Origin of the sequence: Pseudomonas sp. JV449 (assembly GCF_032424295.1) — a bacterium.
Lineage (GTDB): Bacteria > Pseudomonadota > Gammaproteobacteria > Pseudomonadales > Pseudomonadaceae > Aquipseudomonas > Aquipseudomonas marginalis.
This window is the reverse complement of sequence record NZ_VYKD01000034.1, coordinates 224,568-249,934: the sequence shown is the minus strand read 5'-3', so window position 1 is coordinate 249,934 and position 25,367 is coordinate 224,568. Positions and strand designations below refer to the sequence as shown.

At 62.9% G+C, this 25,367-nt stretch carries 25 protein-coding genes; 8 read left to right on the top strand and 17 right to left on the bottom strand.

Translation table 11 applies throughout. The features are described 5' to 3' along the window. Positions 1–11 precede the first annotated feature (11 nt). The 9 genes from F6S08_RS30290 to F6S08_RS30250 all read right to left on the bottom strand — a co-directional run bounded on the left by F6S08_RS30290 (position 12) and on the right by F6S08_RS30250 (position 6,647). Positions 12–335 carry a DUF3392 domain-containing protein gene (locus F6S08_RS30290; RefSeq protein ID WP_010207241.1) on the bottom strand — a complete coding sequence of 108 codons (324 nt, stop codon included), beginning with the start codon at positions 333–335 and terminating at the stop codon, positions 12–14. 18 nt (positions 336–353) lie between these two features. After that, positions 354–1,556, bottom strand: coding sequence for a radical SAM family heme chaperone HemW (gene hemW, locus F6S08_RS30285; protein ID WP_074847824.1), 1,203 nt, complete (start codon positions 1,554–1,556; stop codon positions 354–356). Beyond that, positions 1,553–2,149 (bottom strand): RdgB/HAM1 family non-canonical purine NTP pyrophosphatase, encoded by a 597-nt coding sequence (rdgB, locus tag F6S08_RS30280; RefSeq protein WP_027606096.1) that lies wholly within the window; start codon positions 2,147–2,149, stop codon positions 1,553–1,555. The genes hemW and rdgB overlap by 4 nt, the downstream gene beginning before the upstream one ends. After that, positions 2,146–2,580, bottom strand: a complete 435-nt coding sequence (locus F6S08_RS30275) for a DUF4426 domain-containing protein (RefSeq protein WP_027606095.1) — start codon at positions 2,578–2,580, stop codon at positions 2,146–2,148. The genes rdgB and F6S08_RS30275 overlap by 4 nt, the downstream gene beginning before the upstream one ends. Positions 2,581–2,601: 21 nt before the next feature. Beyond that, the gene (gene metW, locus F6S08_RS30270) at positions 2,602–3,222 is read right to left on the bottom strand and encodes a methionine biosynthesis protein MetW (RefSeq protein ID WP_017735309.1); all 621 of its coding nucleotides are present in this window, start codon (positions 3,220–3,222) and stop codon (positions 2,602–2,604) included. 7 nt (positions 3,223–3,229) lie between these two features. Further along, the gene (locus F6S08_RS30265; protein WP_027606094.1) at positions 3,230–4,369 is read right to left on the bottom strand and encodes a homoserine O-acetyltransferase; all 1,140 of its coding nucleotides are present in this window, start codon (positions 4,367–4,369) and stop codon (positions 3,230–3,232) included. A 126-nt stretch (positions 4,370–4,495) separates the two neighbouring features. Continuing rightward, entirely contained in the window at positions 4,496–5,083 is a 588-nt protein-coding gene (locus tag F6S08_RS30260; RefSeq protein WP_065923851.1) for a YggT family protein, read from the bottom strand. Between the two features lie 25 nt (positions 5,084–5,108). Continuing rightward, a complete protein-coding gene (gene proC, locus F6S08_RS30255; RefSeq protein WP_027606092.1) occupies positions 5,109–5,927 on the bottom strand; it encodes a pyrroline-5-carboxylate reductase in 819 nt (272 codons plus the stop codon). 33 nt (positions 5,928–5,960) lie between these two features. After that, entirely contained in the window at positions 5,961–6,647 is a 687-nt protein-coding gene (locus tag F6S08_RS30250) for a YggS family pyridoxal phosphate-dependent enzyme (protein ID WP_065923850.1), read from the bottom strand. A gap of 57 nt (positions 6,648–6,704) precedes the next feature. On the opposite strand from F6S08_RS30250, the gene F6S08_RS30245 reads away from it, so the two are divergent. Then, a complete protein-coding gene (locus tag F6S08_RS30245) occupies positions 6,705–7,739 on the top strand; it encodes a type IV pilus twitching motility protein PilT (protein WP_065923849.1) in 1,035 nt (344 codons plus the stop codon). Between the two features lie 78 nt (positions 7,740–7,817). Here F6S08_RS30245 and F6S08_RS30240 read toward each other — a convergent pair whose 3' ends face one another. Further along, the gene (locus F6S08_RS30240; RefSeq protein WP_027606089.1) at positions 7,818–8,453 is read right to left on the bottom strand and encodes a C40 family peptidase; all 636 of its coding nucleotides are present in this window, start codon (positions 8,451–8,453) and stop codon (positions 7,818–7,820) included. A gap of 250 nt (positions 8,454–8,703) precedes the next feature. On the opposite strand from F6S08_RS30240, the gene F6S08_RS30235 reads away from it, so the two are divergent. Continuing rightward, positions 8,704–9,132, top strand: coding sequence for an NINE protein (locus F6S08_RS30235; protein WP_027606088.1), 429 nt, complete (start codon positions 8,704–8,706; stop codon positions 9,130–9,132). A gap of 126 nt (positions 9,133–9,258) precedes the next feature. On the opposite strand, the gene F6S08_RS30230 is transcribed toward F6S08_RS30235, so the two are convergent. The 7 genes from F6S08_RS30230 to gshB all read right to left on the bottom strand — a co-directional run bounded on the left by F6S08_RS30230 (position 9,259) and on the right by gshB (position 15,247). Beyond that, positions 9,259–10,530 (bottom strand): dihydroorotase, encoded by a 1,272-nt coding sequence (locus F6S08_RS30230; RefSeq protein WP_065923848.1) that lies wholly within the window; start codon positions 10,528–10,530, stop codon positions 9,259–9,261. Beyond that, positions 10,527–11,531 (bottom strand): aspartate carbamoyltransferase catalytic subunit, encoded by a 1,005-nt coding sequence (locus F6S08_RS30225; RefSeq protein ID WP_027606086.1) that lies wholly within the window; start codon positions 11,529–11,531, stop codon positions 10,527–10,529. Before F6S08_RS30225 ends, F6S08_RS30230 begins: the two co-directional genes overlap by 4 nt. A 24-nt stretch (positions 11,532–11,555) precedes the next feature. Next, the gene (gene pyrR, locus F6S08_RS30220; protein WP_065923847.1) at positions 11,556–12,062 is read right to left on the bottom strand and encodes a bifunctional pyr operon transcriptional regulator/uracil phosphoribosyltransferase PyrR; all 507 of its coding nucleotides are present in this window, start codon (positions 12,060–12,062) and stop codon (positions 11,556–11,558) included. Between the two features lie 153 nt (positions 12,063–12,215). Further along, a complete protein-coding gene (ruvX, locus tag F6S08_RS30215) occupies positions 12,216–12,653 on the bottom strand; it encodes a Holliday junction resolvase RuvX (protein WP_005792259.1) in 438 nt (145 codons plus the stop codon). After that, positions 12,653–13,222: a YqgE/AlgH family protein gene (locus tag F6S08_RS30210; RefSeq protein ID WP_027606084.1), complete on the bottom strand. Its 570-nt coding sequence runs from the start codon at positions 13,220–13,222 to the stop codon at positions 12,653–12,655. The genes ruvX and F6S08_RS30210 overlap by 1 nt, the downstream gene beginning before the upstream one ends. A gap of 88 nt (positions 13,223–13,310) precedes the next feature. Next, a complete protein-coding gene (locus F6S08_RS30205; protein ID WP_065923846.1) occupies positions 13,311–14,216 on the bottom strand; it encodes an energy transducer TonB in 906 nt (301 codons plus the stop codon). 77 nt (positions 14,217–14,293) lie between these two features. Beyond that, the gene (gene gshB, locus F6S08_RS30200) at positions 14,294–15,247 is read right to left on the bottom strand and encodes a glutathione synthase (protein WP_315872710.1); all 954 of its coding nucleotides are present in this window, start codon (positions 15,245–15,247) and stop codon (positions 14,294–14,296) included. 240 nt (positions 15,248–15,487) lie between these two features. Here gshB and pilG point away from each other — a divergent pair, with 240 nt between their 5' ends. From pilG to F6S08_RS30170, 6 genes are all read left to right on the top strand, one after another. After that, positions 15,488–15,895, top strand: a complete 408-nt coding sequence (pilG, locus tag F6S08_RS30195) for a twitching motility response regulator PilG (RefSeq protein ID WP_027606081.1) — start codon at positions 15,488–15,490, stop codon at positions 15,893–15,895. 46 nt (positions 15,896–15,941) lie between these two features. After that, entirely contained in the window at positions 15,942–16,307 is a 366-nt protein-coding gene (gene pilH / locus F6S08_RS30190) for a twitching motility response regulator PilH (protein ID WP_014720320.1), read from the top strand. Positions 16,308–16,319: 12 nt separating this feature from the next. After that, entirely contained in the window at positions 16,320–16,844 is a 525-nt protein-coding gene (locus F6S08_RS30185; protein WP_315872709.1) for a chemotaxis protein CheW, read from the top strand. Beyond that, complete coding sequence (locus F6S08_RS30180) at positions 16,841–18,892, top strand: methyl-accepting chemotaxis protein (RefSeq protein WP_065923843.1); 2,052 nt, start codon at positions 16,841–16,843, stop codon at positions 18,890–18,892. Before F6S08_RS30185 ends, F6S08_RS30180 begins: the two co-directional genes overlap by 4 nt. Positions 18,893–18,989: 97 nt before the next feature. Further along, the gene (locus F6S08_RS30175; protein WP_315872708.1) at positions 18,990–24,809 is read left to right on the top strand and encodes an Hpt domain-containing protein; all 5,820 of its coding nucleotides are present in this window, start codon (positions 18,990–18,992) and stop codon (positions 24,807–24,809) included. After that, entirely contained in the window at positions 24,802–25,257 is a 456-nt protein-coding gene (locus tag F6S08_RS30170) for a chemotaxis protein CheW (RefSeq protein ID WP_027606077.1), read from the top strand. Before F6S08_RS30175 ends, F6S08_RS30170 begins: the two co-directional genes overlap by 8 nt. Positions 25,258–25,367 lie beyond the last annotated feature (110 nt).

The window sequence follows — 25,367 nt, the reverse complement described above, 5'->3', positions numbered from 1 at the left end:
TGGATTTGAGATCAGCGGCGATCGGCGACGACGCCAATCAACACCAGCACCACCACCAGCACCGGCGCCAGGCTGTAGTTATTGAACTGGCTCAATCCCCGCACAATCCACGGCGTCGCATAGATCAGCGCCGCACCGCTGCCGATCATGCACAGCAGGGCCATCAACGGTACGCGCAACGCGCCGGCAACGCTGCCCAGGCGTGCTTCGACCCAGCCCTTGATGTCGGCGCCAAACAGCACCAGCAAACAGCCCACAAGGGCCAGGGAGATTTCCGACAGGTTGCTGCGGCTCCAGCGGGATACCGTGGCGAGCAGGTCGAGTACCAGATCCATTCGATTTCCTTAGAGCGATCAGCTCAAAAACTTCTGCAACAGGTCATTGAGAAAGAGTTGCCCGCGATCGGTGGCCGCCAGGCGTGACGGTTCGACCTGCATTAAGCCACTTTGTTCTGCCTCGCGCCGCGCCTCGTCGAGGCTCGCCAGGTCGAGGCCGGTGCGTTCGGCGTAGAGCGTGGCGTCGACGCCCTCGGTGAGGCGCAGGGCGTTCATCAGGAACTCGAACGGCAACTCTTCGTTGGTCAGCTCCTTCGCCCCGGCCTGGAAGCTTTTGGCCGGGTTGAGGTAGTCCTTCGGCGCGCGGGTCTTCCAGGTGCGCACAATGCGCCCGTCCGGATGGCTGAGCTTGCCGTGGGCGCCGGCGCCGATGCCGATAAAGTCGCCGAAGCTCCAGTAGTTGAGGTTATGTCGCGCCGGGCGCCCGGGCTGGGCGTAGGCCGACACTTCGTATTGTGCGTAACCGTGTTCGGCCAGCAGCGCCTGGCCGGCTTCCTGGATGTCCCACAGGGTGTCGTCTTCCGGCAGCGCGGGCGGCTGGTTCCAGAACACGGTGTTGGGTTCCAGGGTCAACTGGTACCAGGACAGGTGTGTGGGTTTGAGCGCGATGGCCTGGCGCAGGTCGCTCAACGCATCGTCCAGGGACTGGTCGGGCAAGCCGTGCATCAGGTCCAGGTTGAAGTTGTCGAACCCGGCCTGGCGCGCCATCCCGGCGGCGCGTACGGCTTCGTCGCCGTTGTGGATGCGGCCCAGGGCCTCAAGCTTTTCCTGCTGGAAGCTCTGGATGCCGATGGACAGCCGGTTGATCCCCAGCGCGCGGTAGGCGACGAACTTCTCTTGCTCGAACGTGCCGGGGTTGGCTTCCAGGGTGATCTCGATGTCGCCGGCAAACGGGATGCGTGCTTCCACGCCTTTGAGCAATCGGCCCAGCGCCGCAGCGCTGAACAGGCTTGGCGTGCCGCCGCCGAAGAAGATCGAACTCAGTTCGCGCCCATACACCGCGTGCAGGTCCTGATCGAGGTCGGCCAGCAAGGCGTCCACATACTCTTCTTCAGGCAGCACCTTGCTGGCGGTGTGGGAGTTGAAGTCGCAGTAAGGGCATTTGCGCACGCACCACGGGATGTGGATGTACAGCGCCAGGGGCGGCAGCACCGGCAGCGCCGCCCGAGGTGTTTGCGCGCCACCGTGGATCAGCGGCTGCGCGGAGGTGTTCCGGGTCATTTCAAGCCCAGGCGCTGGCGCAGCAAATCCATTGCGCGGGCACGGTGGCTGATCTGGTTCTTGTCGGCCGGGCTCAATTCGGCACTGGAGACATTGCGCTCCGGCACCCAGAACAGCGGGTCATAGCCAAAACCGTGCTCACCGCTGGCCGCGTGCAGGATGCGCCCGTGCCACAGGCCTTCGCAGAGGATCGGCAGCGGGTCATCGGCATGCCGTACCAAGGCCAGCACACAGACGAACTGCGCGCCGCGCATCGCGTCCGGCACGTCCTTGAGCGCGTCCAGCAGCTTGGCGTTGTTGGCCGCATCGCCCTTGCCATCGGCATAACGCGCCGAGTAGATACCCGGCGCGCCGCCGAGGAAGTCCACCGCCAGGCCAGAGTCGTCCGCCAGCGCCGGAAGGCCCGAGATGCGTGCGGCATTGCGCGCCTTGAGGATGGCGTTCTCGACGAACGACAGGCCGGTCTCTTCCGGCTCCACCTGGCTGAACTCGCCGATGGAGCGCAGCTGCACGGATTCGCCGAGCATGGCCTGGAGTTCTTTGAGCTTGCCGGCGTTATGGCTGGCCAATACGAGTTGAGTAAGGTTCATCATTCCGCCGGAAACAGTTCCTGGTTGAATTGGAAGCTATGGGCTTTGCCGCCGGTTTCCACATTGATGGTAAACGTCTTGTATTCCCGCTGCGTCACGGAGTACGGCGCGAGGTAATTGATCCCGCCTTTCTCGTCGATTTGCTTGAACGTCAGGATCTCGCTCTTGCCGCCCAGGTCCTTGATGGTGCCTGTCACTTGCGCTGCCACCGGGGTTACGCCCTTGATCACGGTCACATTGATCAAGCCCTTCTCCTTGCTGCGCACCACGCCGACTTTCTGGGCGGTTTCCGGCTGCAGGAAGCTGGAGGTGAAGGTGTTGTAATGAACGGTGATATCACCGAAGTCTTTCTTGCGATTAGCGTCGATAGTGTCCGCCGCCATGGCGCTGGCGCCCAGGCATGCAGTCAGTAGAAAAATAGCCAAGCGACTCATGATCGTCCCTCTTGAAAATGATTAGACGGCAATCTTGTGATCCGTCAGGCCAGGGCTGCTGACCCGATAGATACCAATTTCGCCCAACAGATTGGGCCATAGCTTGCTTGCCCAGCCGTGACGATGCTGTTGATCGACGGCCAGGCGGTTGATCACCTTGGCTTCACGCTCGCCACACAGGGCTTCGAAGTCTTCGAAGGTGCAGAAGTGGATGTTCGGCGTGTTGTACCAGGTGTACGGCAGGAAATCCGAGACTGGCATGCGGCCCTTGGTCGCCAGGTACCAGCGGCAGCGCCAGTGCCCGAAGTTGGGGAAGGTGATGATGCACTGGCGACCCACGCGCAGCATTTCGTCGAGGATGCGGTCCGGGTAGTGCACCGCTTGCAGGGCCTGGGTCATCACCACGATATCGAAGCTGTTGCTGGCGAAGTTGCCCAGGCCCTTGTCCAGGTCCTGCTCGATCACGTTGATGCCCTTGGCCACGCACTGGGCGATGTTGTCCGGGTCGTTTTCCAGGCCGTAGCCGGTGACTTGCTTGTTGTCGCGCAGCCAGCTCAGCAGTTCGCCATCGCCGCAGCCCAGGTCGAGCACGCGGCTGCCGGCGGGGATCCAGTCTTGGATGATGTCCAGGTCGGCTCTCATGGCGTTCTCACAAAGTAATGCGGTTCATGTAGTTGCTGAAAGCCTGGAGGTAGCGCGGGATCGGAATCAGGAAGGCGTCATGGCCTTGCGGTGCATCGATCTCCAGGTAGCAGACGTCTTTCTTGGCCGCCATCAGCGCATCCACCAGCTCTCGGGAGCGGGCCGGCGAGAAGCGCCAGTCGGTGGTAAACGACATGACGCAGAACTTGGCCGTGGCGCCCTCGAAGGTTTTCGCCAGGTCATCGTCGTGGTTGGCTGCCGGGTCGAAGTAGTCCAGGGCCTTGGTCATCAGCAGGTAGGTGTTGGCGTCGAAACGCCCGGAGAACTCCTCGCCCTGATAACGCAGGTAGCTTTCCACCTGGAACTCGACGCTGTGGAAGTCGTAGTTGAGCTTCTCGCTCTTGAGGCCACGGCCGAATTTCTCGCCCATGGAGTCATCGGACAGGTAGGTGATGTGCCCGACCATTCGCGCCAGCATCAAGCCGCGCTTGGGGATTACACCGGCTTCCTGGAACGAACCGCCGTGGAACTCGGGATCGGTGAGGATGGCCTGGCGCGCCACTTCGTTGAAGGCGATGTTCTGCGCCGACAATTTGGGCGCCGAGGCGATGGCCAGGCAATGGCGCACGCGATCCGGATACGTGATGGTCCATTGCAGGGCCTGCATGCCGCCCAGGCTGCCGCCGATCACCGCGGCCCATTGCCGGATACCCAGCAGGTCGGCGAGGCGCGCCTGGCTGTGCACCCAGTCTTCCACGGTGAGTACGGGGAAGTCGGCGCCGAACGGCCTGCCAGTTTCCGGGTTGAGGCTGCTGGGGCCGGTGGAGCCATTGCAGCCGCCGAGGTTGTTCAGGCTGACGACAAAGAACTTGTTGGTGTCGATGGGCTTGCCGGGGCCGATGCAACTGTCCCACCAGCCAGGCTTGCGCTCGTCAACGCTGTGGAAACCAGCGGCGTGATGATGACCGGAGAGGGCGTGGCAGATCAGCACGGCATTGCTCGCCGTGGCGTTCAGTTGGCCGTAGGTTTCATAAATCAGGTCATAGGCAGGCAGCGAACGACCACAGGCCAGGGCCAGTGGTTCGCTGAAGTGCGCCACTTGGGGTACGACCAGTCCAACAGAATCGGGGGGGAAGGCAGTTGGCATCGACCCTGCTCTCGTTTAAATGAGGCGTAAGTCTAAAGACCGATGCACCCAGCGGCAAGCAAAGGCCAAATGTGGGAGGGAGCAAGTCGAATCGTCGCCCCGCCCCTCCTGCATTTGCTCCGCCTGTCAGATCAGTCCGAACAGTTCCTTGGGCATGTTCGCGAAGTCAGCCAGGTACGGGATGCCCCAGCCTTGTATCAGCTGGATCGCGATAAACGCGAAGATCGGCGAAATATCCAGGCCGCCCAGGTTGGGCACCCAGCGGCGGAACGGCGCGAGCACCGGCTCGGTGATCTGAGACACCAGCTCGGCACCTGGGCTGCGGCTACCCGGCGCGACCCAGGACAGGATCACGCTGATGATCATCGACCAGAAGATGATCTTCAAAAACAACGAGAAGATCCCGATCAGTGCCCATGGCAACAGCAGCACGGTGTAAGGCAGGTAGCCCTTGAGCATCAAGACCAGCACGAACAGCAGGATCTGCAGCAGCAGCGCCAGTACCAGCGACGACATGTCCAGGCCGAACATGCTCGGGACCACTCGACGCAGGGGCTTGAGCAGCGGTTGGGTGGCCTTCACCACGAATTGGCACAGCGGGTTGTAGAAGTTCGCCCGCACCAGTTGCAGGATAAAACGCATCAGCACGATCAGCAGGTACAGGCTGCCCAAGGTCTGGATGATGAAGATGACGGCGTCATTGAGTCCAAGCATCATTTATTCCTTTGTAGGGGGACGACTATTTGCCCAGCTGCTCGGCCATTTCAGCCGAACGATGTGCTGCGGCACCCAGTGCTTTTTCCACCAGGGCTTCAAAGCCCCCGGCCTGGAACGATTCGATGGCAGCCTGCGTGGTGCCGCCGGGGGAGGTGACGCGACGGCGCAACTCGGCAGCGTCCACTTCACTGGAGACAGCCATTTTCGCGGCGCCCAGGGCGGTTTGCTCGGCCAGTTGCTCGGCGACTTGCTGTGGCAGGCCCAGTTTCACGCCGGCGGCGGTCATGGCCTCGATCAGCAGGAAGAAGTAAGCCGGGCCGCTGCCCGACACGGCGGTGACCGCGTCCAGTTGCTGCTCCTGTTCCAGCCACAGGGCGATGCCCACGGCGGACAGCAGTTCCTGGGCCTGGTCACGTTGCTCGGCGGTCACCTCGTGGGTGGCGTACAAACCGCTCACACCCTGGCGCAGCAGCGCCGGGGTGTTGGGCATGCAACGCACGATCGGTTGCGCGCCGAGCCAGTTGTTCATGCTGGCGCAGGTGATACCGGCGGCGATCGACACCACCAGTTGGTGTGGCTGAAGGCTTGGGCGCAGGCTTTCGCACACGGCCTTCATGGCCTGTGGCTTGACCGCCAGCACGATCACATCGACACCTTGGATGGCTTCGGCGTTATCGGCGAAGGTTTCGATACCGTGCTCGGCGCTGACGCGGGCACGGGTCTCGGCGCCCGGATCGCTGGCGCGGATCTGCGCCGCTTCCAGGCCCTTGGCCCGCAGGCCGCCGATCAGGCTGGCCGCCATGTTGCCGGCGCCGATAAAGGCAATACGCGTGTTGCTCATGACAGGTCCTTACTTAGATGGATGTCAGCCATTTCATGGCTGGCCGTAGTCGCGGGCGCCAAACAGGGCGGTACCGATCCGCACCCAGGTGGCGCCTTGGGCGATGGCCGACTCAAGGTCGTGGCTCATGCCCATGGAAAGTGTGTCGAGCGGCAGGTTCAGGTTGTTTTGCAGGTCGCGCACGCTGGAAAACGCGGCGTCTTGTTCGGCCCGATCGTCCGTCGGCTCGGGAATCGCCATCAAGCCCCGCAGCTTCAAGCGCGGCAGGGCGCTGATGGCGTTGGCCAGGGCCGGCAGGTCGGCGGGGGTGCAGCCGGACTTGCTGGCCTCGCCACTGACATTGACCTGGATGCAGATATTCAGCGCAGGCAGGTCCACCGGGCGTTGCTCGGACAGGCGTTGTGCAATTTTGAGACGGTCCACGGAATGCACCCAAGCGAAATTCTCGGCGATGGCGCGAGTCTTGTTCGATTGAATGGGGCCGATGAAGTGCCAACTCAAGGGCAGGTCGGTTAATTCGGCCTGCTTGCCCAGGGCCTCCTGCAGATAGTTTTCGCCAAAATCACGCATCCCGGCGGCATAGGCTTCACGCACGGCTTGGGCGGGTTTGGTCTTGCTCACGGCCAGCAGGTGGATGCTGTTTGCGTCACGTTGCACGGCGTCGGCTGCGGCGCGGATGCGCTGGCTAACCTGGCCGATGTTGTCTGCTATCGTCGACATTCAAGATGCGCCCGTGGATATGGAGTCCGCGGCATTCTACTGGAAATGGAAAGCCCTATGGATATCACTGAATTACTGCAGGCCGGCGTGCGTCGCGGCGCTTCCGACCTGCATCTGTCGGCCGGTATGGCGCCTATGCTGCGTATTGATGGTGAGGTCTGGCCGTTGGATTGGCCGGTGCTTTCACCCCCGCAAGTAGCGGATTTATTGAGCCCGTTGCTCAACCGCTACCAACAAAAGGATTTCGAAACATCTCTTGAAACGGATTTTGCCTTCGAGTTGCCGGGCGTGGCGCGGTTCCGGGCGAACGTATTCCAGCAGGATCGCGGCATGGGCGCGGTGTTTCGCACCATCCCGGCCGAGGTCCAGAGCCTGGAAAACCTCGGCCTGGGGGAAGTGTTCCAGCGTATCGCCCAGCTTGCGCGCGGCCTGGTGCTGGTGACGGGCCCCACCGGCTCCGGCAAGTCCACTACCCTGGCGGCGATGATCGATTACCTCAACCAGCATCGGCGCCAGCACATCCTCACGCTGGAAGACCCCATCGAGTTTATCCACACGCCGAAAACCGCCCTGATCAACCAGCGCCAGGTGCATCGAGATACCCATAGTTTCTCGCTGGCCTTGCGTTCGGCGCTGCGCGAAGACCCCGACGTGATCCTGGTGGGCGAACTGCGCGACCTGGAAACCATCCGCCTGGCCCTGACGGCGGCTGAGACCGGGCATCTGGTATTTGGCACCCTGCACACCACCTCGGCGGCAAAGACCGTGGACAGGCTGGTGGACGTGTTCCCGGCGGGGGAAAAGGCCATGGTCCGCTCGATGCTGTCGGAGTCGTTGCAGGCGGTGGTGTCCCAGGTGCTGGTCAAGAAGGTTGGCGGCGGGCGGGTGGCGGCCCATGAAATCATGCTGGGCACGCCGGCTATTCGTAACTTGATCCGCGAAGACAAGGTGGCGCAGATGGTCTCGGCGATTCAGACCGGCGGCGCGTTGGGCATGAAGACGTTGGATATGAGCTTGAAGGCGTTGGTCACGGAAGGCGTGATCAGCCGGGAAGAGGCGCGGGAGAAGGCGAGGGTGCCTGGGGATATCTGAGGGGTGTGGACGACACACATCAAATGTGGGAGGGGGCTTGCTCCCCTCCCACATGTACTACTGCATTCCAGCTTCAGATCAGCGTTGTACTACCCGCAAGGTATTCTGCTCTTTCGGCAGAACCCGCTTGGCAATCACGTAGTTCTTGTCCCAGAACGGCTTTTTCAGCGTGTCGATGCTGACCGACTTGCCACGGCGCGGTGCGTGGATGAAGCGGTCGTTGCCCAGGTAGATGGCTACGTGGTTCACCTGGCGGCTCTTCAGTTTGAAGAACAACAGGTCACCCGGTTTCAGGTCCTTGCGCTCAACCTTCTGCCCATGACCGGCGGCCATGGCGTTGGAGGTGCGCGGCAGATCCACGGCCGCTACGTCGTTAAACGCATATTTCACCAGGCCGCTGCAGTCGAACCCTTTACTTGGGCTGCTGCCGCCCCAACGATAAGGAGTACCGAGCACGTTTACGGCGCGGCTGAGGACGGTGCTGCTTTGCCTGGTGTTGACTGCCATCAGGCCTGGAACTGCTTTACCGTGGGCCTTGCTCAGTTGAGTCGGGCGGCTGACGGTCGGCTTTGCCGATTTGGCAGTGCTGGGCGCGCTGTGGACTTTAGGGGTGAAACCGTTGACGTTCGGAAGTCGTTGCTCACGATTGGTGGCGTGGGCGGCCAGTGGCATTAATAGGCAAATGGTTAGCCATGTCTTTAAAAATGGTCGCATTAGGCGTGGCTCTTATGGGTTTGCGCGCAACTTTATAACAGCTTTTTGTGTCGTTCTCAGGCCGTTTGTCGACTGAACCTTGGGGTCAAACTCAGGAAAAACGCGACGATTCGCCGCGATTGTCCTACACAAGTCAGGTGGCATAAGGCTTTCAGGGGAGGGAAGATACCATTTGCCGTACGTCGGGCGCCTGTAAAAAAGTCACAAAGAAAGTGAAAAAATTTATCTATCGAAGCAAAAGAGGTACTCCATGAACACCTATCAACAGGTTGGTCCGCAGCAAGACACCCACAGCAAGGTGATCGGTTACCTGCTCTGGATTTTCGGGTTTACCGGGGCCCATCGTTTCTATTACGGCAAACCGGTCACTGGAACGATCTGGTTTTTCACCCTCGGCTTGCTGGGGATCGGCTGGCTGATCGACCTGTTCCTGATTCCGGCCATGGACCGTGAAGCGGACCTGCGTTTTACCGCTGGGCCTATCGAATACAACGTGGCGTGGATTCTGTTGGCGTTTCTGGGGGTGTTCGGCGTGCACCGCATGTACCAGGGCAAATGGATCACCGGCCTGATCTACCTGCTGACCGGCGGCTTGTTCCTGGTGGGAGTGCTGTATGACTTCTGGACCTTGAATACCCAGGTTTCGATCCGCAATGCCGAGCGCAACGGCGGCCGGTAGATCATAAATAACCTGTAGGAGCGAGCTTGCTCGCGAAGAACGTTAACGATAACGCAGCGCTATCAGGTAGCCCGCATTGTCTATTCGTTCTTCGCGAGCAAGCTCGCTCCTACAGGTTTTAGTGGCTCAAGCCTGATAGCTGATGCGCCCGTCCACCAAGGTGTAGCGCACGCTCGCCGGCAGGCTATGGCCGATGAACGGGCAGTTTTCACCCTTGGACAGCCAGTGCTCGCCCGCAACCGTGGAGCCGGCCGGATCAAACAGCACCAGATCTGCCGCCGCCCCCACCGCCAGCTTGCCCGCCGGCAGGCGCAAGGCCTCGGCCGGGCCTGCGCTCAGGCGCGCCAGCAGTGTCGGCAGGTCCAGCAAACCGTCTTCCACCAACGTCATCGCCAGCGGCAGCAACAGCTCCACGCTGCTGATGCCCGGCTCCGTCGCGCCGAACGGCGCCAGCTTGGCATCGCGCTCATGGGGCTGGTGGTGGCTGGAAATCGCCGAGATCACCCCCGATTTCACTGCCGCACGCAAACCGTCACGATCGGCCAGTGTGCGCAGCGGCGGTTGCACGTGGTAAAGGCTGGAGAAGTCGATCAGCGCCTCATCCGTCAGCAGCAACTGATACAACGCCACGTCTGCCGTCACCGGCAGGCCACGGGCCTGGGCCTGGGCGATCAGGGCCACGCCCCGGGCGCTGGTCAGTTGGCTGAAGTGCGCACGCACGCCGCTTTGTTCCACCAGCAGCAGGTCACGGGCCAGGGCTACGGTTTCAGCGGTTTCCGGAATGCCCGGCAAGCCGAGGAAGCTGGCGACCGCACCTTCATGGGCCAGGCCGCCTTCGGCCAGGTCGCGGTCCTGGGAGTGGAAGATCACCGTCAAGTCGAAGGTGGCCGCGTATTCCAGGGCGCGGCACAGGGTGCGGGTGCTGCGGAAACTCTCCAGGCCGTTGCCGAACGCCACGCAACCGGCATCGCGCAGGGCGATCAGTTCGGCGAGTTGTTCGCCTTCCAGGCCTTTGCTCAGGGCGCCGATGGGGAACACTTTGCAATTGCCGGCCTCACGGGCACGGTCGAGGATCAGCTCGGTCACGGCCGACGTGTCGAGCACCGGCTTGGTGTGCGGTGGGCAGCACAGGCTGGTGACGCCACCGGCTGCGGCCGCGCGGGTCTCGCTGGTGATATTGCCTTTGCGGCTGAAGCCCGGCTCGCGCAGGGCGACGTTCAGGTCCACCAGGCCGGGCGCGGCCACCAGGCCTTTGGCATCGATGGTCTCGCTGGGGCTGAAAGCACCGGGCGCGGCGCCGATGGCGATGATCCGGCCGGCCTCCAGGTGCAGATCGGTAACCTGATCCAGGCCACTGGCCGGATCGATGACTCGGGCGCCGAGAATGCTGAGCTTCACTGGGCCTTCTCCTGCTCGAATTGACGTTGCGCGGTTTGCCCGCTCATGGCCATGGACAACACCGCCATGCGCACGGCGATGCCATACGTGACCTGGTTGAGAATCACCGACTGGCTGCCGTCGGCCACCGCCGACTCAATCTCCACGCCTCGGTTGATCGGCCCCGGGTGCATCACGATGGCGTCCGGCTTGGCGCCGGCCAGGCGTGCGGTGGTCAGGCCGAACAGGCGGTAGAACTCGCCTTCGCTCGGCAGCAGGCCACCCGACATGCGTTCGCGTTGCAGGCGCAGCATGATTACCACGTCCACATCCTTGAGGCCTTCGGTCATGTCGGTGTAGACCTTCACGCCGTATTGCTCGATGCCGATGGGCAAGAGGGTTTTCGGTGCGATCACGCGGATGTCCGGGCAACCCAGGGTTTTCAGGGCCAGCATGTTCGAGCGTGCCACCCGTGAGTGCAGGATGTCGCCGACGATGGCCACCGAGAGGTTTTCGAAGCTGCCCTTGTGCCGACGTATGGTGAGCATGTCGAGCATGCCCTGGGTCGGGTGGGCGTGACGGCCGTCGCCGCCGTTGATGATCGCCACCTGCGGGCACACGTGCTCGGCAATGAAGTGGGCGGCACCGGAGTCGCCGTGGCGCACCACGAACATGTCGGCGGCCATCGCTTCCAGGTTGCGCAGGGTGTCGAGCAGGGTCTCGCCCTTGCTCGCCGACGAGGTGGACACGTTCAGCGTGATCACGTCGGCCGACAGCCGTTGGGCCGCCAGTTCAAAGGTGGTCCGTGTACGGGTGGAGTTCTCGAAGAACACGTTGCAGATGGTCTTGCCGCGCAGCAACGGGACTTTCTTCACCGCCCGGCCGCCAACCTCGAGGAACGAGTCGGCGGTGTCGAGGATTTCGGTGAGCAGTTCGCGGGGCAAACCGTCGAGGGACAAGAAGTGTTGCAACTGGCCCTGAGCATTGAGCTGCAGCGGGCGCTTGGCATCTAGAGGCGTCATCGCGGGGACTCTTTACAAGGCGGTTTAAAGGGCAAGGTCTTGCAGTTCGAGTTCGAGCGGCGTGGGACCGGACAATTTTACTCGCTGGCTGGCCTCAAGGGACAGCGTGGCGCCAACCACGTCCGGGCTGATGGGCAGTTCGCCTGCGTCCAGGTCCAGCAGGCAGACCAGGGTGATGCTGGCCGGGCGCCCGTAATCGAACAATTCATTCATGGCGGCGCGGATGGTACGGCCGCTCATCAGCACATCGTCGATCAGCACCAGGTGCTGGCCTTCAATCTCGAACGGCAGGGCAGACGGGCGCACTTGCGGGTGCAGGCCGTTCTGGCTGAAGTCGTCGCGGTAGAAGGACACGTCCAGGGTACCCAAGGGTGAGTCGCTGCCCAGTTCGTCCAGCAACGCTTGGGCGACCCACACACCGCCGGTGCGAATACCGATAAAGCGCGGTTCGCTGATGCCACGGTGTTCCAGGTGCGTCTTGAGGCTAACCGCCATCTGGCGGATCAGTTCGGCGGGGTTTGGCAGGCTCATGGTGGCTCCTTCAAGGCAGGCGATAGTGTGTAGGAGCGAGCTTGCTCGCGAAGAACTCACAGGCACCGTGTTCATCCAGGTTTCATGCGTTATCGTTGACGTTTTTCGCGAGCAAGCTCGCTCCTACAAAAAGCGACAGGCAGGCCGCGTCAGTCAGGATTCAAATAAAGCAGTGTTTTCGTCCAGCCAGCCCTGTAACAACAAGGCGGCGGCGATGGCGTCCACCGGGTTATCGCGGTAGCTGCCTTTCTGGCCGCCACGGTCGCGGCGTTCGCCCTTGGCTTCAAAGGTGGTCAGGCGTTCATCGTGGGTATAGAAGGGCAGGTTGTAGCGGCCGTTAAGACGGCGGGCGAACTTTTCGGCGCGCAGGCACATGTCGCTGGGGGTGCCGTCCATGTTCAGGGGCAGGCCGACCACTACGGCATCGGGCTTCCACTCTTTGATCAGGGCTTCGACCTGGTTCCAGTCCGGTATGCCGTTCTGGGCCTTGAGGGTGCACAGCTCGCGGGCCTGGCCGGTGATGACCTGGCCGACCGCTACGCCGATCTGCTTGGTGCCGTAGTCAAAGCCGAGGATCAAACGCAAGGCCATCAGGCGTGCCCCGCCTGGCTGGTCAGCAGGCTGAGGTTGACCCGCAGCTTGGCCGCGGCGGCTTCCAGGCGCAGTTCGCTTGCGGTGTTGAACAGGATGTCGGCATCGAACGGGCAGGTCAGCCAGGCATTGCTGGCCAGTTCGGCTTCCAGCTGCCCGGCTTCCCAGCCGGCGTAACCCAGGGTGATCACACTTTGCTCAGGGCCCACGCCGTCGGCGATGGCGAACAGCACGTCCTGGGAGGTGGACAGCGAGACTCCGTCCAGGTCCACCGTGGCCTGGAACTTCGGCCCGGTGGGGTGCAGCACAAAGCCGCGATCGGTCTGCACCGGCCCGCCGATGTAGATCGGCACGCCCTGGCAACGGGCCGGCGGGTCGACCTCCGGACGCAGCTGTTCAAGGATATCGGCCAGGTTCAGCGCCTGCGGGCGGTTCACCACCAACCCCATGGCACCATTGGCCGTGTGCTCGACGATGTAGGTCAAGGTCTGCGCAAAGTTCGGGTCGGCCATATGGGGCATGGCGATCAGGAATTGGTGCTTGAGGTAGGTCGGGCTGACATTTTTCATGTCCGCTAGTGTGGCGTTGGAGGGGCGAACTGACAAGCTGGACGTGACCCGAATACAGTGCTGTCGGCTTTTCTGTAGGACGGCGCGTTCAGTTGCTGGAAAGGCGATCACCCTTGGCAAACTTCCAGGTGCGGATGATTTCCAGGCGGTCCACATCGTTCAAGTCCCCGGTAAACGGGGCAAAGGGCGCGGCCAGGCGCACGATGCGTTGGGCGGCCTGGTCCAGCAGCGGCTGACCGGACGATTCCAGCACCTGCACTTCATATAAGGTGCCGTCGCGGTTGATCGACACCAAAAGACGCAAATTGCCGTAGATCTGCTGGCGCCGTGCCTCTTCCGGGTAGTTGAGGTTACCGATGCGCTCGACCTTCTTACGCCACTCGTCCTTATACCAGGCGCCCTTGTCGCGCATGGTCGAGGCGGCGTTCAGGCGGTAAATGCGTGGGCGCTTGGCGTAAAGCTGTTGTTCATGGGCCAGTTCGGCTTCCAGGCTGGAGATTTCGTCGGACAGTGTCGAGCTGTCGAACGTCGGTGCCGGCTTCACGGGCTCGGGTTGCGGCTCGGTCTTGGTTTTCTCGCGCTGGACCGGGGCTTTTTGCGGCTTGGGTGCGACGGTGGTCACCGTGGGCTTGGGCGTGGCCTGTTTGACTTCAGGCTTGGGCGCCGGCGGCGGTGTGACCTTATTGACCTTGTTGTCCTGGAAGGGCGCCACTTCGGTGGTCTTGGGGATCGCCTTCTTGTCCAGGGTGCCACTGCCCTGCTGGTTGTCCTGGGCGATAAAGTCCGCCTTCTCGGGCTTCTTTTCGCTCTTGAACGTGGCGAGAGTGATTTCCAGGGTCTTGGTGATCTGCTTGGGCTCGACCATGGTGAAACCCACGCCGAGGATCAAGGCCAGGTGAATCAATGCCGCAAGAAACAGGGTAAATCCGAGCCGATCAGCCGGGCGCACGCCGCTGTGGGAGAGTTCGGAGGGCAGATCGGACGGGAGTGTCATGACAAGAAAACCAACATCGCGCGTTTCACAGGTCGGGCATGATAGCGCAATGTTGGTGTGTGTCCGGCTGTTCTATATCACTTGGCCTGCAGCTTGCGTTCGATGGCGGCCATCAATATTTCGCCGATGTTCGTGCCAAATGCGTTGTCGATCTCGCGAATGCAGGTTGGGCTGGTGACATTGATTTCGGTGAGGTTTTCCCCAATTACGTCAAGGCCTACAAACAGCAAACCCTTTTCCCGCAGGGTCGGGCCAACTTGGCTGGCGATCCAGCGGTCTTTGTCGGACAACGGCCGCGCTTCGCCTCGACCGCCTGCCGCCAGGTTGCCACGGGTCTCGCCCGCCGCCGGGATACGCGCCAGGCAGTAATCCACCGGCTCGCCGTCGATCATCAGGATGCGTTTGTCGCCGTCCTTGATCGCCGGCAGGTAGGCCTGGCCCATGATTTGCTGGGTGCCCAGGGCGGTCAGGGTTTCGAGGATCACCGACAGGTTGGGGTCGCCGGCGCGGTGACGGAAGATCGAGGTGCCACCCATGCCGTCCAGCGGCTTGAGGATCACATCGCCATGCTTGGCGGCAAATTCACGCAGCACGTCGGCACGACGGCTGACCACGGTGGGCGGTGTGCACTGCGGGAACAACGTGGCGAACAGCTTTTCATTGCAGTCACGCAGGCTTTGCGGCTTGTTGACGATCAGCACGCCGGCACGTTCGGCCTGCTCCAGCAGGTAGGTGGAGTAGACGAACTCCATGTCGAACGGCGGGTCCTTGCGCATCAGGATCACGTCGAGGTCGCTCAGGGGGCTGTCGATTTCGTCCTGCAGTTCGAACCACTTCTCGGGGTTGGCAAACACCTGCAGCGGGCGCATGCGTGCACGGGCCTCGCCGTCGCCCTGGTAAAGGTCGCGCTGCTCCATATAGAACAGGCTCCAGCCGCGGGCCTGGGCGGCCAGGAGCATGGCCAGCGAGCTGTCCTTTTTATAGGAAATGCTGGCGATAGGGTCCATGACAATGCCGACGCGAACGCTCATGGGGGATTTCCTCTAGCAAAATTGGGGCGCATAAAAGTGGCGTCAGAGTGGCGCTGCGGCTGTTGTGGGTCAAGGAAAAACCACCGGGTGGGTGCCTCGATAGATTGCTCCCCGAGACTGTGCTAAAAAGACTGCCACGGCGCAGCAGCCCTTGAATTCCAAGGCCTGCGGCGCTCATCCTGTGCAACATCAGGCAGTACACACCGAAAACCGATTCGCTGTGGCGATGGTAGAGCAGATATGGAACAGCATTCCAACGCCTTGAGAGTGATGGTGATCGACGATTCGAAGACGATCCGCCGCACCGCCGAGACGCTGTTGAAGAACGTGGGCTGCGATGTCATCACGGCCATCGACGGTTTCGATGCCCTGGCCCGGATTGTGGATCATCACCCGCACATTATCTTTGTCGACATCATGATGCCGCGCCTGGATGGCTATCAGACCTGCGCCCTGGTGAAGAACAACCCGGTGTTCAAGTCGATCCCGGTGATCATGCTGTCTTCCAAGGACGGTCTGTTCGACAAGGCCAAGGGGCGCATCGTGGGTGTCGATCAGTTTTTGACCAAGCCTTTCAGCAAGGAAGAACTGCTGAGTGCGATCAAGGCCTATGTGCCCGGGTTCGCCGCAGTGGAACAAGCACACTGACGCCGCCTCACAAGGGCCGGCGCCGACCAATGTAGTGGGGAAAACCATGGCACGTGTTCTGATCGTCGACGATTCGCCGACCGAAATGTACAAACTGACCGGCATGCTGGAAAAGCACGGCCACCAGGTCCTCAAGGCCGAAAACGGCGCCGACGGCGTGGCCCTGGCCCGCCAGGAAAAGCCTGACGCCGTGCTGATGGACATCGTGATGCCGGGCCTCAATGGCTTCCAGGCCACCCGCCAGCTGTCCAAGGAGCCGGAAACCAACGGCATCCCGATCATCATCATTACCACCAAGGATCAGGAGACCGACAAGATCTGGGGCGCACGCCAGGGTGCCAAGGATTACCTGACCAAGCCTGTGGACGAGGAAACCCTGATCGCCACCCTGAACAAGGTGCTGGCCGGCTGACGGCACGCCATCATGACCGAGTCGCAAACCGCCTTCGAGTTGTTGCTGGACATCGACCGCCGCTGCCGCCTGCTGGCCGCCGACCTGCCATCCCAGGAAACCCGCCTGCAACGCTGGAGCGGGATTGGCTTTCGCCTGGGGCAGCATTGGTATGTCGCGCCCATGGGCGAAGTCGCCGAAGTCCTGCATGAGCCGCGTTGCACTTTAATGCCCGGGGTCAAGGCCTGGGTCAGGGGTGTTGCTAACCTGCGCGGGCGTTTGCTGCCGGTGATGGACCTCGGCGGCTTCCTTGGCCTTGAGCTGTCCAAGGCGCGCAAGCAACGGCGGGTGCTGGTGGTGGAATACAACGATCTGTTTGTCGGGCTGTTGGTAGACGAGGTGGTGGGGATGCAGCATTTTGCACAAGACGCCTTGCTGGCGAGCCCCAGCCCCAGCGCGCCATTTATCCAGGGCCAATTCGACGGCGAGCCGCTGTGGCAGGTCTTCAGCCCCTTCGCCCTGGCCCAGGCCCCTGGCTTCATGGATGTCGCCGCATGACCACCGCTACTACGCCCAAACCCCAGGCCGGCTCGCGCAGCCGTTCACAGATCATCGTGCTGTTTATCGCGCTGATCGTATTCATCATGCTGCTGTTCGCCAACTTTGCTTACCTCAACACCCAGTCCACCTACGACAAGCAGTACATCGGCCACGCCGGTGAACTGCGCGTGCTGTCCCAACGCATCGCCAAGAACGCTACCGAGGCCGCCGCCGGCAAGGCCGCCGCATTCAAGCTGTTGGGCGACGCGCGCAACGATTTTGCCCAGCGCTGGGGTTACCTGAAAAAAGGCGACCCGGAAACCGGCCTGCCCGCTGCGCCCAGTGCGGTCCGCGCCGAAATGCGCGCGGTGCAGACGGACTGGGAAGCGCTGTTGAAAAACACCGACGCGATCCTCGCCAGCGAACAGACCGTGCTGTCCCTGCACCAAGTGGCCGCGACCCTCGCCGAAACCGTACCGCAATTGCAGATGGAGTCGGAAAAGGTCGTCGACATCCTGCTGCAACGCGGCGCGCCGGCCAGCCAGGTGGCCTTGGCCCAGCGCCAGTCGCTGCTGGCCGAGCGTATCCTGGGCGCGGTCAACACGGTGCTGGCCGGTGACGAAACCGCCGTCCAGGCCGCCGACACCTTTGGCCGCGACGCCAATCGCTTCGGGCAGGTGCTCAATGGCATGCTCAACGGCAACCCCGGGCTGCGCATCACTCAGGTAGAAGACCGCGATGCCCGCGCGCGGCTGGCGGAAATCGCCGAGTTGTTCGAGTTTGTCTCCGGCTCCGTGGATGAAATCCTCGAAACCTCGCCGCAGTTGTTCCAGGTCCGCGCCTCGGCGAGCAATATTTTCAACCTGTCGCAAACCCTGCTCGATGAAGCCTCGCACCTGGCCACCGGTTTTGAAAACCTCGCCAGCGGACGCAGCTTCGACACCATCGGCGGCTATGTGCTGGGCCTGTTGGCGCTGGCCTCGATCATCCTGATCGGCCTGGTGATGGTGCGCGAAACCAACCGCCAACTGCACGAGACCGCCGAGAAGAACGAGCGCAACCAGAACGCGATCATGCGCCTGCTCGATGAAATCGAAGACCTGGCCGACGGCGACCTCACCGTGACCGCCTCGGTGACTGAAGACTTCACCGGCACCATCGCCGACTCCATCAACTATTCCGTGGACCAGCTGCGCGACCTGGTGGCCACCATCAACCTCACCGCCGGGCAAGTGGCGGGTGCCGTGCAAGAGACCCAGGCCACCGCCATGCACCTGGCCCAGGCCTCCGAGCATCAGGCCCAGCAGATCGCCGAAGCCTCCACCGCGATCAACCAGATGGCCCAGTCCATCGACCAGGTGTCGGCCAACGCCGCCGAATCATCGGCGGTGGCGGAACGTTCGGTGGAAATCGCCAACAAAGGCAACGAGGTGGTGCACAACACCATCCACGGCATGGACAACATCCGCGAACAGATCCAGGACACCGCCAAGCGCATCAAGCGCCTGGGCGAGTCGTCCCAGGAGATTGGCGACATCGTCAGCCTGATCGACGACATTGCCGACCAGACCAACATCCTCGCCCTCAACGCCGCGATCCAGGCGAGCATGGCCGGGGATGCCGGACGCGGCTTTGCGGTGGTGGCCGATGAAGTGCAGCGGCTGGCCGAACGTTCGTCGGCGGCCACCCGGCAGATTGAAACCCTGGTGCGCGCGATCCAGGCCGACACCAACGAAGCCGTCATCTCCATGGAACAGACCACCACCGAAGTGGTGCGCGGTGCACGGCTGGCCCAGGACGCCGGGGTGGCGCTGGAAGAGATCGAAGGCGTATCGAAAACGCTGGCCGCGCTGATCCAGAGCATCTCCAACGCGGCGCAGCAACAGACCTCATCGGCGGGACAGATCTCCCTGACCATGAACGTGATCCAGCAGATCACCACGCAGACGTCATCGGGCTCCACCGCTACCGCCGAAAGCATCGGCAACTTGGCGAAGATGGCCAGCCAGTTGCGCAGGTCGGTGTCGGGTTTCACCCTGCCAGCGGCCAAACAGGCTGATGATTGAAATGCAGTCAAAATGTGGGAGGGGCTTGCCACCTCCCACACTCGATCTCCATTGGCTTTGAGATCCAGGCAACCCACGAATTCTAAGCGGAGCAGTTATGGTTGATCGGCACGACTACGTGGCCCTCGAATGGGTCAAGGGCGACATTGCCGAAACCCTGAAACAGGCCCGTTCGGCGCTGGATGCATTTGTCGAGACCCACGACGATGGCGTGATCAGCCAGTGCCTGGACGCTATCCACCAGGTGCATGGTGCGCTGCAAATGGTCGAGTTCTACGGCGCGGCGCTGCTGGCCGAAGAGATCGAAGAACTGGCCCTGGCGCTCCAGGCCGGGCATGTCGGCCAGCGCGAGGAAAGTATCCGCCTGCTGCAACAGGCCCTGGGCCAACTGCCGTTGTACCTTGACCGGGTGCACAGCGCTCGCCGTGATTTACCGCTGGTGGTGCTGCCGCTGCTCAACGACCTGCGCAGTGCCCACGGCGAAAGCCTGCTGTCGGAAACCAGCTTGTTCAGCCCGCAACTGCTGTCGATTGCGCCGCTTCCCGATGACGCCCTGGCTCAACGCGCGCCGGCCGACCTCCAGGCGCAACTGCGCCAGTGGCATCAACTGTTGCAGCAAGCCCTCGCCGGGCTGCTGCGTGAAGACCACGGGCCGAGCAACCTGGAAGATATGGCGCGGGTGTTCGCGCGCCTTGAGGCGCTGTGCCAGGGCGCGCCGCTGTTGCCGCTGTGGCAAGTGGCGTCGGCGCTGGTCGAGGGCATGCTCACCGGCGTAGTCGCCAACAGCCCGGCGCTGCGCAGCCTGCTCAAGGCCAGCGACAAGCAGCTCAAGCGCCTGCTGGCACAGGGCATCGGCGGGATCAACCAACCCGCACCGGATGAACTGCTCAAGAGCCTGTTGTTTTACGTCGCCAAAGTCACCCGACCGACCCCGCGCATGCAGAGTCTGAAAGAGCGCTACAGCCTGGATGAGGCCTTGCCCGACAGCACGGTGGTGGACGCCGAACGCGCGCGCCTTGCCGGGCCGGATCGCAACGCCATGGGCTCGGTGCTCGGTGCGTTGTGTGAAGAGTTGGTCCGGGTCAAAGAGCGCCTCGACCTGTTCGTGCGCAGCGACCGCCAGCACACGAGCGACCTCGACGCGCTGCTGGCGCCCCTGCGACAGATTGCCGATACCCTCGCGGTGCTGGGGTTTGGCCAGCCGCGCAAAGTCATCATCGACCAGCTGGCCGTGGTATTGAGCCTGGCCCAGGGGCATCGCGAGCCCAACGATGCGGTGTTGATGGACGTCGCCGGCGCGCTGCTCTATGTGGAAGCCACGCTGGCGGGAATGGTCGGCACCGTCGAGCCGGAAGGCCATGAAGAGAGCCGCCTGCCCACCACCGACCTGACCCAGATCCACCAGTTGGTCATCCGCGAATCCTGCCAGTGCCTGCAGCAAGCCAAGGAGCTGGTGATCGACTGTATCGAAGCCGATTGGGACCGCCAGCGCCTGGAATCCCTGCCGGAACTGCTGAGCCAGGTGCGCGGCGCGCTGGCGATGATCCCCTTGCCCCGCGCGGCAAGCCTGATGCGCGGTTGCACCGATTATGTCGACGAACAGTTGATGGTCAACGACAACCCGCCGTCGGAGGTACAACTGGGGCATTTCGCTGACGTGATCAGCAGCCTGGAGTATTACCTCGAGCGCATGCTCCAGGACCCGGACGCCGCCGGTGAACGGGTGTTGGAAATGGCCACCCAAAGCCTGGCTGCGCTGGGCTACCTGCCTGCCGAAAAACCCTGGCGCCAGGCGCTGGCAGCACCCGATGGCGCGCTGTCGAGCGAGGTTGCGCCCAGCCAGTCGCAGTTCGACGCACTGGCCAACCCCACTTCGGGCCTCAATCCGCCGGCCTTGCAACGCCCCGGTAGCCTGCTGCCGCCGCCGGCCGATGAAGCGCCCATCGACGATGAACTGCGCGATGTCTTCCTCGAAGAAACCGAGGAAGTCCTTGAGGTGCTGCACCGTCACCTGCCCAACAGCGCGGACAAAACCGCCCAGGGCGAAATGCGCCGCGCTTTCCACACCCTGAAAGGCAGCGGCCGCATGGTACGCGCCCTGGTGCTGGCGGAGCTGGCCTGGGCCGTGGAAAACCTGCTGAACCGTGTGCTCGAGCGCAGTGTGGCCCTCGGCCCCGAGATCCAACAGGTGCTGGATGACGCCGTGGCCCTGCTGCCGGCATTGATCGCCGACTTCGCGACGGGCGAACAACACCAGCGCGATGAGGTCGACGCCCTGGCCGCCCGCGCCCACGCCTGGGCCAACGGCGCAGGGTCAGGCGCCGAACCCCACGATCCGATGTTGCTGGAGATCTTCCGCAACGAAGCCCAGAGCCATCTGGACAGCCTCAACCACTTCCTGCAACAGGCCGCCGAGCATGTGCCGCTGCAAGTCAGCGATGAACTGCAACGGGCCCTGCACACCCTCAAGGGCAGCGCCTACATGGCTGGCGTGTTGCCCATCGCCGAGCTGGTGCGCCCACTGGATCACCTGACCCGCGAATACAAGGCCCATCGCCTGCCGCTGGACCTGGACGAAGTCGAGTTGCTGCTGGAAGCCGAAGGCCTGTTCCAGCGCGGGTTGCGTCAACTGGACCGCGATCCCCTGGTGCCGATCAAGGGCGCGGATGACTTGATCCGCCGTACCCAGGCCCTGCTCGACCATCAACTGGCCGCGCTGCTCGACGCCCCCAACACGGGGTTGCGGATCAAGCGCGACCCGCAACTGATTGCCAACTTCCTGGCCCAGGGCATGGACATTCTGCTCGACGCCGAAAACCTGCTGCGCCGCTGGCAGCAACACCCCGGCGAACGCCAGGAACTCACCGCGCTGCTGGATGAATTGACCACGTTGGGGGAGGGCGCGCATGTTGCTGACCTGCACGCCATCGATGAACTCTGCGAAGCCTTGCTCGACCTCTACGGCGCCGTGGAAGAAAGCAGCCTGGCGGTCAGCGAACGGTTTTTCCATGAGGCCGAACAGGCCCATGAGGCGCTGATCAGCATGCTCGATCAATTGGCCGCCGGCCAGGAAATCATCCCGGCTCCGGCACGTGTACACGCCCTGCGCGAACTGCTGGACGATGCGCTGGACCCTTCTGCCACCGGCCTGATCAAAAGCGACGGCAGCCGTACCCTGAGCATCTCCGAACTGGGCGCCGCCACCGCGCAACTGCAGGATGAAACGTGGATCGACGATGAACTCGTGGAGATCTTCCTCGAAGAAGCCGTGGATATCCTCGACAGTGCGGGGCAGTCGCTCAAGCGCTGGCTGCTGGAGCCGGACAGTGCCGCGCCGTTGTCGTCCCTGCAGCGCGACCTGCACACCCTCAAGGGCGGCGCGCGCATGGCCGACATCGGACCGGTGGCCGACCTTGCCCATGAATTGGAGTGCGTGTACGAAGGCCTGGTGGATCGGCGCTACAGCTACTCCAGCGAGCTGTCGCAGGTGCTGATGGCCAGCCATGAGCGACTGGCCTTGCAACTGGAGGAACTGCAGCACCATCAACCCTTGAGCGACAGCGCCGAACTGGTCGCCAGGTTGCGCGCGCTACGCCAGGGCGGCATGCCGGCTGCACAGGCCGCTCCACCTGCGGAAACGCCGGGCACCGACCCCGAGTTGCTGGACATCTTCCTCGAAGAAGCCGCCGACATTCTCGACAGCTCCGGCAGCGCCTTGCTGCGCTGGCAGGCCGAGCCGAACAATCGCCAGGAAGTCGAAACCCTGCTGCGCGACCTGCACACCCTCAAGGGCGGCGCGCGCATGGTCGAGATCGGGCCGATCGGTGACCTGGCCCATGAGCTGGAATTTCTCTACGAAGGGCTGTCCGCCGGTTTGCTCGCGCCGTCCGCCGAACTGTTCGCGTTGCTGCAGGGCTGCCACGACCGCCTGGCGCAGATGATCGACGCCGTGGCGGATGGGCTGCCGGTGGGTTCGGTGGACAAGCTCATCGAACGTATCAAGAGCCTGGTGCACCCCAGCGATGAGCCCGTGACGCCCGTGGCGCTGCCCGCAGGCAAGGTCGAAGCGGTGGTTGATCCCGGCGCCGACATGGTGAAGATTTCCGCTGACCTGCTGGACGACCTGGTCAACCTGGCCGGCGAGACCTCGATCTTCCGTGGTCGTATCGAGCAGCAAGTCAACGACGCGCGCATTGCCCTGCATGAGGTGGAAACCACTATCGAACGCATGCGCGACCAACTGCGCCGCCTCGACACCGAAACCCAGGGGCGCATCCTCAGTCGTCAACAGGCCGAGGCCGAGCGCCTGGGCTATGAAGAATTCGACCCGCTGGAAATGGACCGTCATTCGCAGTTGCAGCAACTGTCCCGGGCGCTGTCGGAATCGGCCTCCGACCTGCTCGACCTCAAGGACACCCTCGACCGCCGCAACGAGGACGCCCATGACCTGTTGCAGCAACAGGCGCGCATCAACACCGAGTTGCAGGAAGGCCTGATGCGCACGCGCATGGTGCCCTTCGAACGCATGCTGCCGCGCCTCAAACGCATCGTGCGCCAGGTGGCGGGCGAGTTGGGCAAGGACGTGGAATTCATCGTCGGCAATGCCGAGGGCGAGATGGACCGCAATGTGCTGGAGCGCATGGCGGCACCGCTGGAACACATGCTGCGCAACGCCGTCGACCATGGCCTGGAATCCCGCGATGCGCGGCTGTTGGCCGGCAAGCCGGAGAAGGGCCGCATCACCCTGGACCTGGCCCACGAAGGCGGCGATATCGTTTTCGACATGCGCGACGACGGTGCCGGCGTGCCCCTGGAAGCGGTGCGGCGCAAGGCGATCAAGCGCGGTTTGCTCGCCCCTCATCAAGAGATGAGCGACCGTGATGTGTTGCAGTTCATCCTGCAGCCGGGGTTCTCCACGGCGGAAAAGATCACGCAGATTTCCGGGCGCGGCGTGGGCATGGACGTGGTGCACGAAGAAGTGCGCCAGCTCGGCGGCTCGATGTTCATTGACTCGACACCGGGGGAGGGCGTGCACTTTCGCATCCGCCTGCCGTTTACCGTGTCGGTCAATCGGGCGTTGATGGTGCACTGCGCGGACGATCAATACGCGATCCCGCTCAACACCATCGAAGGGCTGGTGCGGGTGCTGCCCCATGAGCTGGCGGGGCACTACCAGCAGGATCCGCCGTGTTATGAATATGCCGGCCAACGCTACGAGCTGTTTTACCTGGGTGACCTGCTGCACACCGTCGGTCGCCCGAAATTACTGGGCCAGTATCAACCCGTGCCGGTGTTGCTGGTGCAGTGCAACGAGCGCCGTGTGGCGGTGCATGTGGACGCCATGGCCGGCACCCGGGAGATTGTGGTCAAGGGCCTGGGCCCGCAGTTTTCCGGGGTGCAGGGGTTATCCGGCGCGACCATCCTGGGGGATGGGCGCGTGGTGTTGATCATCGACCTGCTCGCGCACATCCGCGCCCGGCAACCGGCCTTGCCGGCCCAGGCGGTGGATGCTCCGTTGATCCTCAACGACCCGCTGAAAAAGCGCCCGCTGCTGGTGCTGGTGGTGGACGACTCGGTCACCGTGCGCAAAGTCACCAGCCGCCTGTTGGAGCGCAACGGCATGAACGTACTCACCGCCAAGGATGGCATCGACGCCCTTGCCGTGCTCGAGGAACATACCCCTGACCTGATGCTGCTCGACATCGAAATGCCGCGCATGGACGGCTTCGAAGTCGCCATCCAGGTGCGCAACGACCCCCGGCTGATGCGCCTGCCGATCATCATGATCACCTCCCGCACCGGCCAGAAACACCGCGACCGCGCCATGGCCATCGGCGTCAACGACTACCTGGGCAAGCCGTACCAGGAATCGGTGCTGCTCGAAAGCATCGCCTACTGGAGCAAATCCCGTGCTTGACCACCGTACCAGCCAACTCACCGGCCTGCTCCTGCCCCTGGCCGACCGCCACCTGATACTGCCCAACGTCGCCATCGCCGAGTTGATCGACTTCCAACGCGGCGAACCGGCCAGCGATGCGCCGCCGTGGTATTTGCGGCAAGTGACGTGGCGGGATCGGCAAATCCCGTTGATCAGCTTTGAAGCGGCGTGCGGCGAGGCCGGCGTGACCGGCGAACGCTCGCGGATCGTGGTGTTGAATGCACTGGGCGGCCGACCCACGTTGAAGTTTATTGCGCTGGTGATCCAGGGGATTCCACGGTCGTACAAGCTCGATAGCGAATTGAGCTACGTGGACGTGCCGCTGTGCCCGCTGGAACTGGCGGCGGTGCAGGTGGGGGAACATGTGGCTAAGGTGCCGGATTTGATGGGGCTCGAGGCGTTGCTGGTGGAGTCCGGGTTGGCGTGAATCTAAGTCATGTGAGGATCCCCTGTGGGAGGGGCATCTGAATGTGATATTGCGTAGCAGCTGTCGAGCCCCGGCGAGGCTGCGCTTGCGGCCCGTCTGACACACCGCTG

Bases quoted from the DNA above. Each gene is read 5' to 3' on its own strand.
- F6S08_RS30290 (WP_010207241.1), bottom strand. From the start codon at position 335: ATGGATCTGGTACTCGACCTGCTCGCCACGGTATCCCGCTGGAGCCGC.
- hemW (WP_074847824.1), bottom strand. From the start codon at position 1,556: ATGACCCGGAACACCTCCGCGCAGCCGCTGATCCACGGTGGCGCGCAA.
- rdgB (WP_027606096.1), bottom strand. From the start codon at position 2,149: ATGATGAACCTTACTCAACTCGTATTGGCCAGCCATAACGCCGGCAAG.
- F6S08_RS30275 (WP_027606095.1), bottom strand. From the start codon at position 2,580: ATGAGTCGCTTGGCTATTTTTCTACTGACTGCATGCCTGGGCGCCAGC.
- metW (WP_017735309.1), bottom strand. From the start codon at position 3,222: ATGAGAGCCGACCTGGACATCATCCAAGACTGGATCCCCGCCGGCAGC.
- F6S08_RS30265 (WP_027606094.1), bottom strand. From the start codon at position 4,369: ATGCCAACTGCCTTCCCCCCCGATTCTGTTGGACTGGTCGTACCCCAA.
- F6S08_RS30260 (WP_065923851.1), bottom strand. From the start codon at position 5,083: ATGCTTGGACTCAATGACGCCGTCATCTTCATCATCCAGACCTTGGGC.
- proC (WP_027606092.1), bottom strand. From the start codon at position 5,927: ATGAGCAACACGCGTATTGCCTTTATCGGCGCCGGCAACATGGCGGCC.
- F6S08_RS30250 (WP_065923850.1), bottom strand. From the start codon at position 6,647: ATGTCGACGATAGCAGACAACATCGGCCAGGTTAGCCAGCGCATCCGC.
- F6S08_RS30245 (WP_065923849.1), top strand. From the start codon at position 6,705: ATGGATATCACTGAATTACTGCAGGCCGGCGTGCGTCGCGGCGCTTCC.
- F6S08_RS30240 (WP_027606089.1), bottom strand. From the start codon at position 8,453: ATGCGACCATTTTTAAAGACATGGCTAACCATTTGCCTATTAATGCCA.
- F6S08_RS30235 (WP_027606088.1), top strand. From the start codon at position 8,704: ATGAACACCTATCAACAGGTTGGTCCGCAGCAAGACACCCACAGCAAG.
- F6S08_RS30225 (WP_027606086.1), bottom strand. From the start codon at position 11,531: ATGACGCCTCTAGATGCCAAGCGCCCGCTGCAGCTCAATGCTCAGGGC.
- pyrR (WP_065923847.1), bottom strand. From the start codon at position 12,062: ATGAGCCTGCCAAACCCCGCCGAACTGATCCGCCAGATGGCGGTTAGC.
- ruvX (WP_005792259.1), bottom strand. From the start codon at position 12,653: ATGGCCTTGCGTTTGATCCTCGGCTTTGACTACGGCACCAAGCAGATC.
- F6S08_RS30210 (WP_027606084.1), bottom strand. From the start codon at position 13,222: ATGAAAAATGTCAGCCCGACCTACCTCAAGCACCAATTCCTGATCGCC.
- F6S08_RS30205 (WP_065923846.1), bottom strand. From the start codon at position 14,216: ATGACACTCCCGTCCGATCTGCCCTCCGAACTCTCCCACAGCGGCGTG.
- gshB (WP_315872710.1), bottom strand. From the start codon at position 15,247: ATGAGCGTTCGCGTCGGCATTGTCATGGACCCTATCGCCAGCATTTCC.
- pilG (WP_027606081.1), top strand. From the start codon at position 15,488: ATGGAACAGCATTCCAACGCCTTGAGAGTGATGGTGATCGACGATTCG.
- pilH (WP_014720320.1), top strand. From the start codon at position 15,942: ATGGCACGTGTTCTGATCGTCGACGATTCGCCGACCGAAATGTACAAA.
- F6S08_RS30185 (WP_315872709.1), top strand. From the start codon at position 16,320: ATGACCGAGTCGCAAACCGCCTTCGAGTTGTTGCTGGACATCGACCGC.
- F6S08_RS30180 (WP_065923843.1), top strand. From the start codon at position 16,841: ATGACCACCGCTACTACGCCCAAACCCCAGGCCGGCTCGCGCAGCCGT.
- F6S08_RS30175 (WP_315872708.1), top strand. From the start codon at position 18,990: ATGGTTGATCGGCACGACTACGTGGCCCTCGAATGGGTCAAGGGCGAC.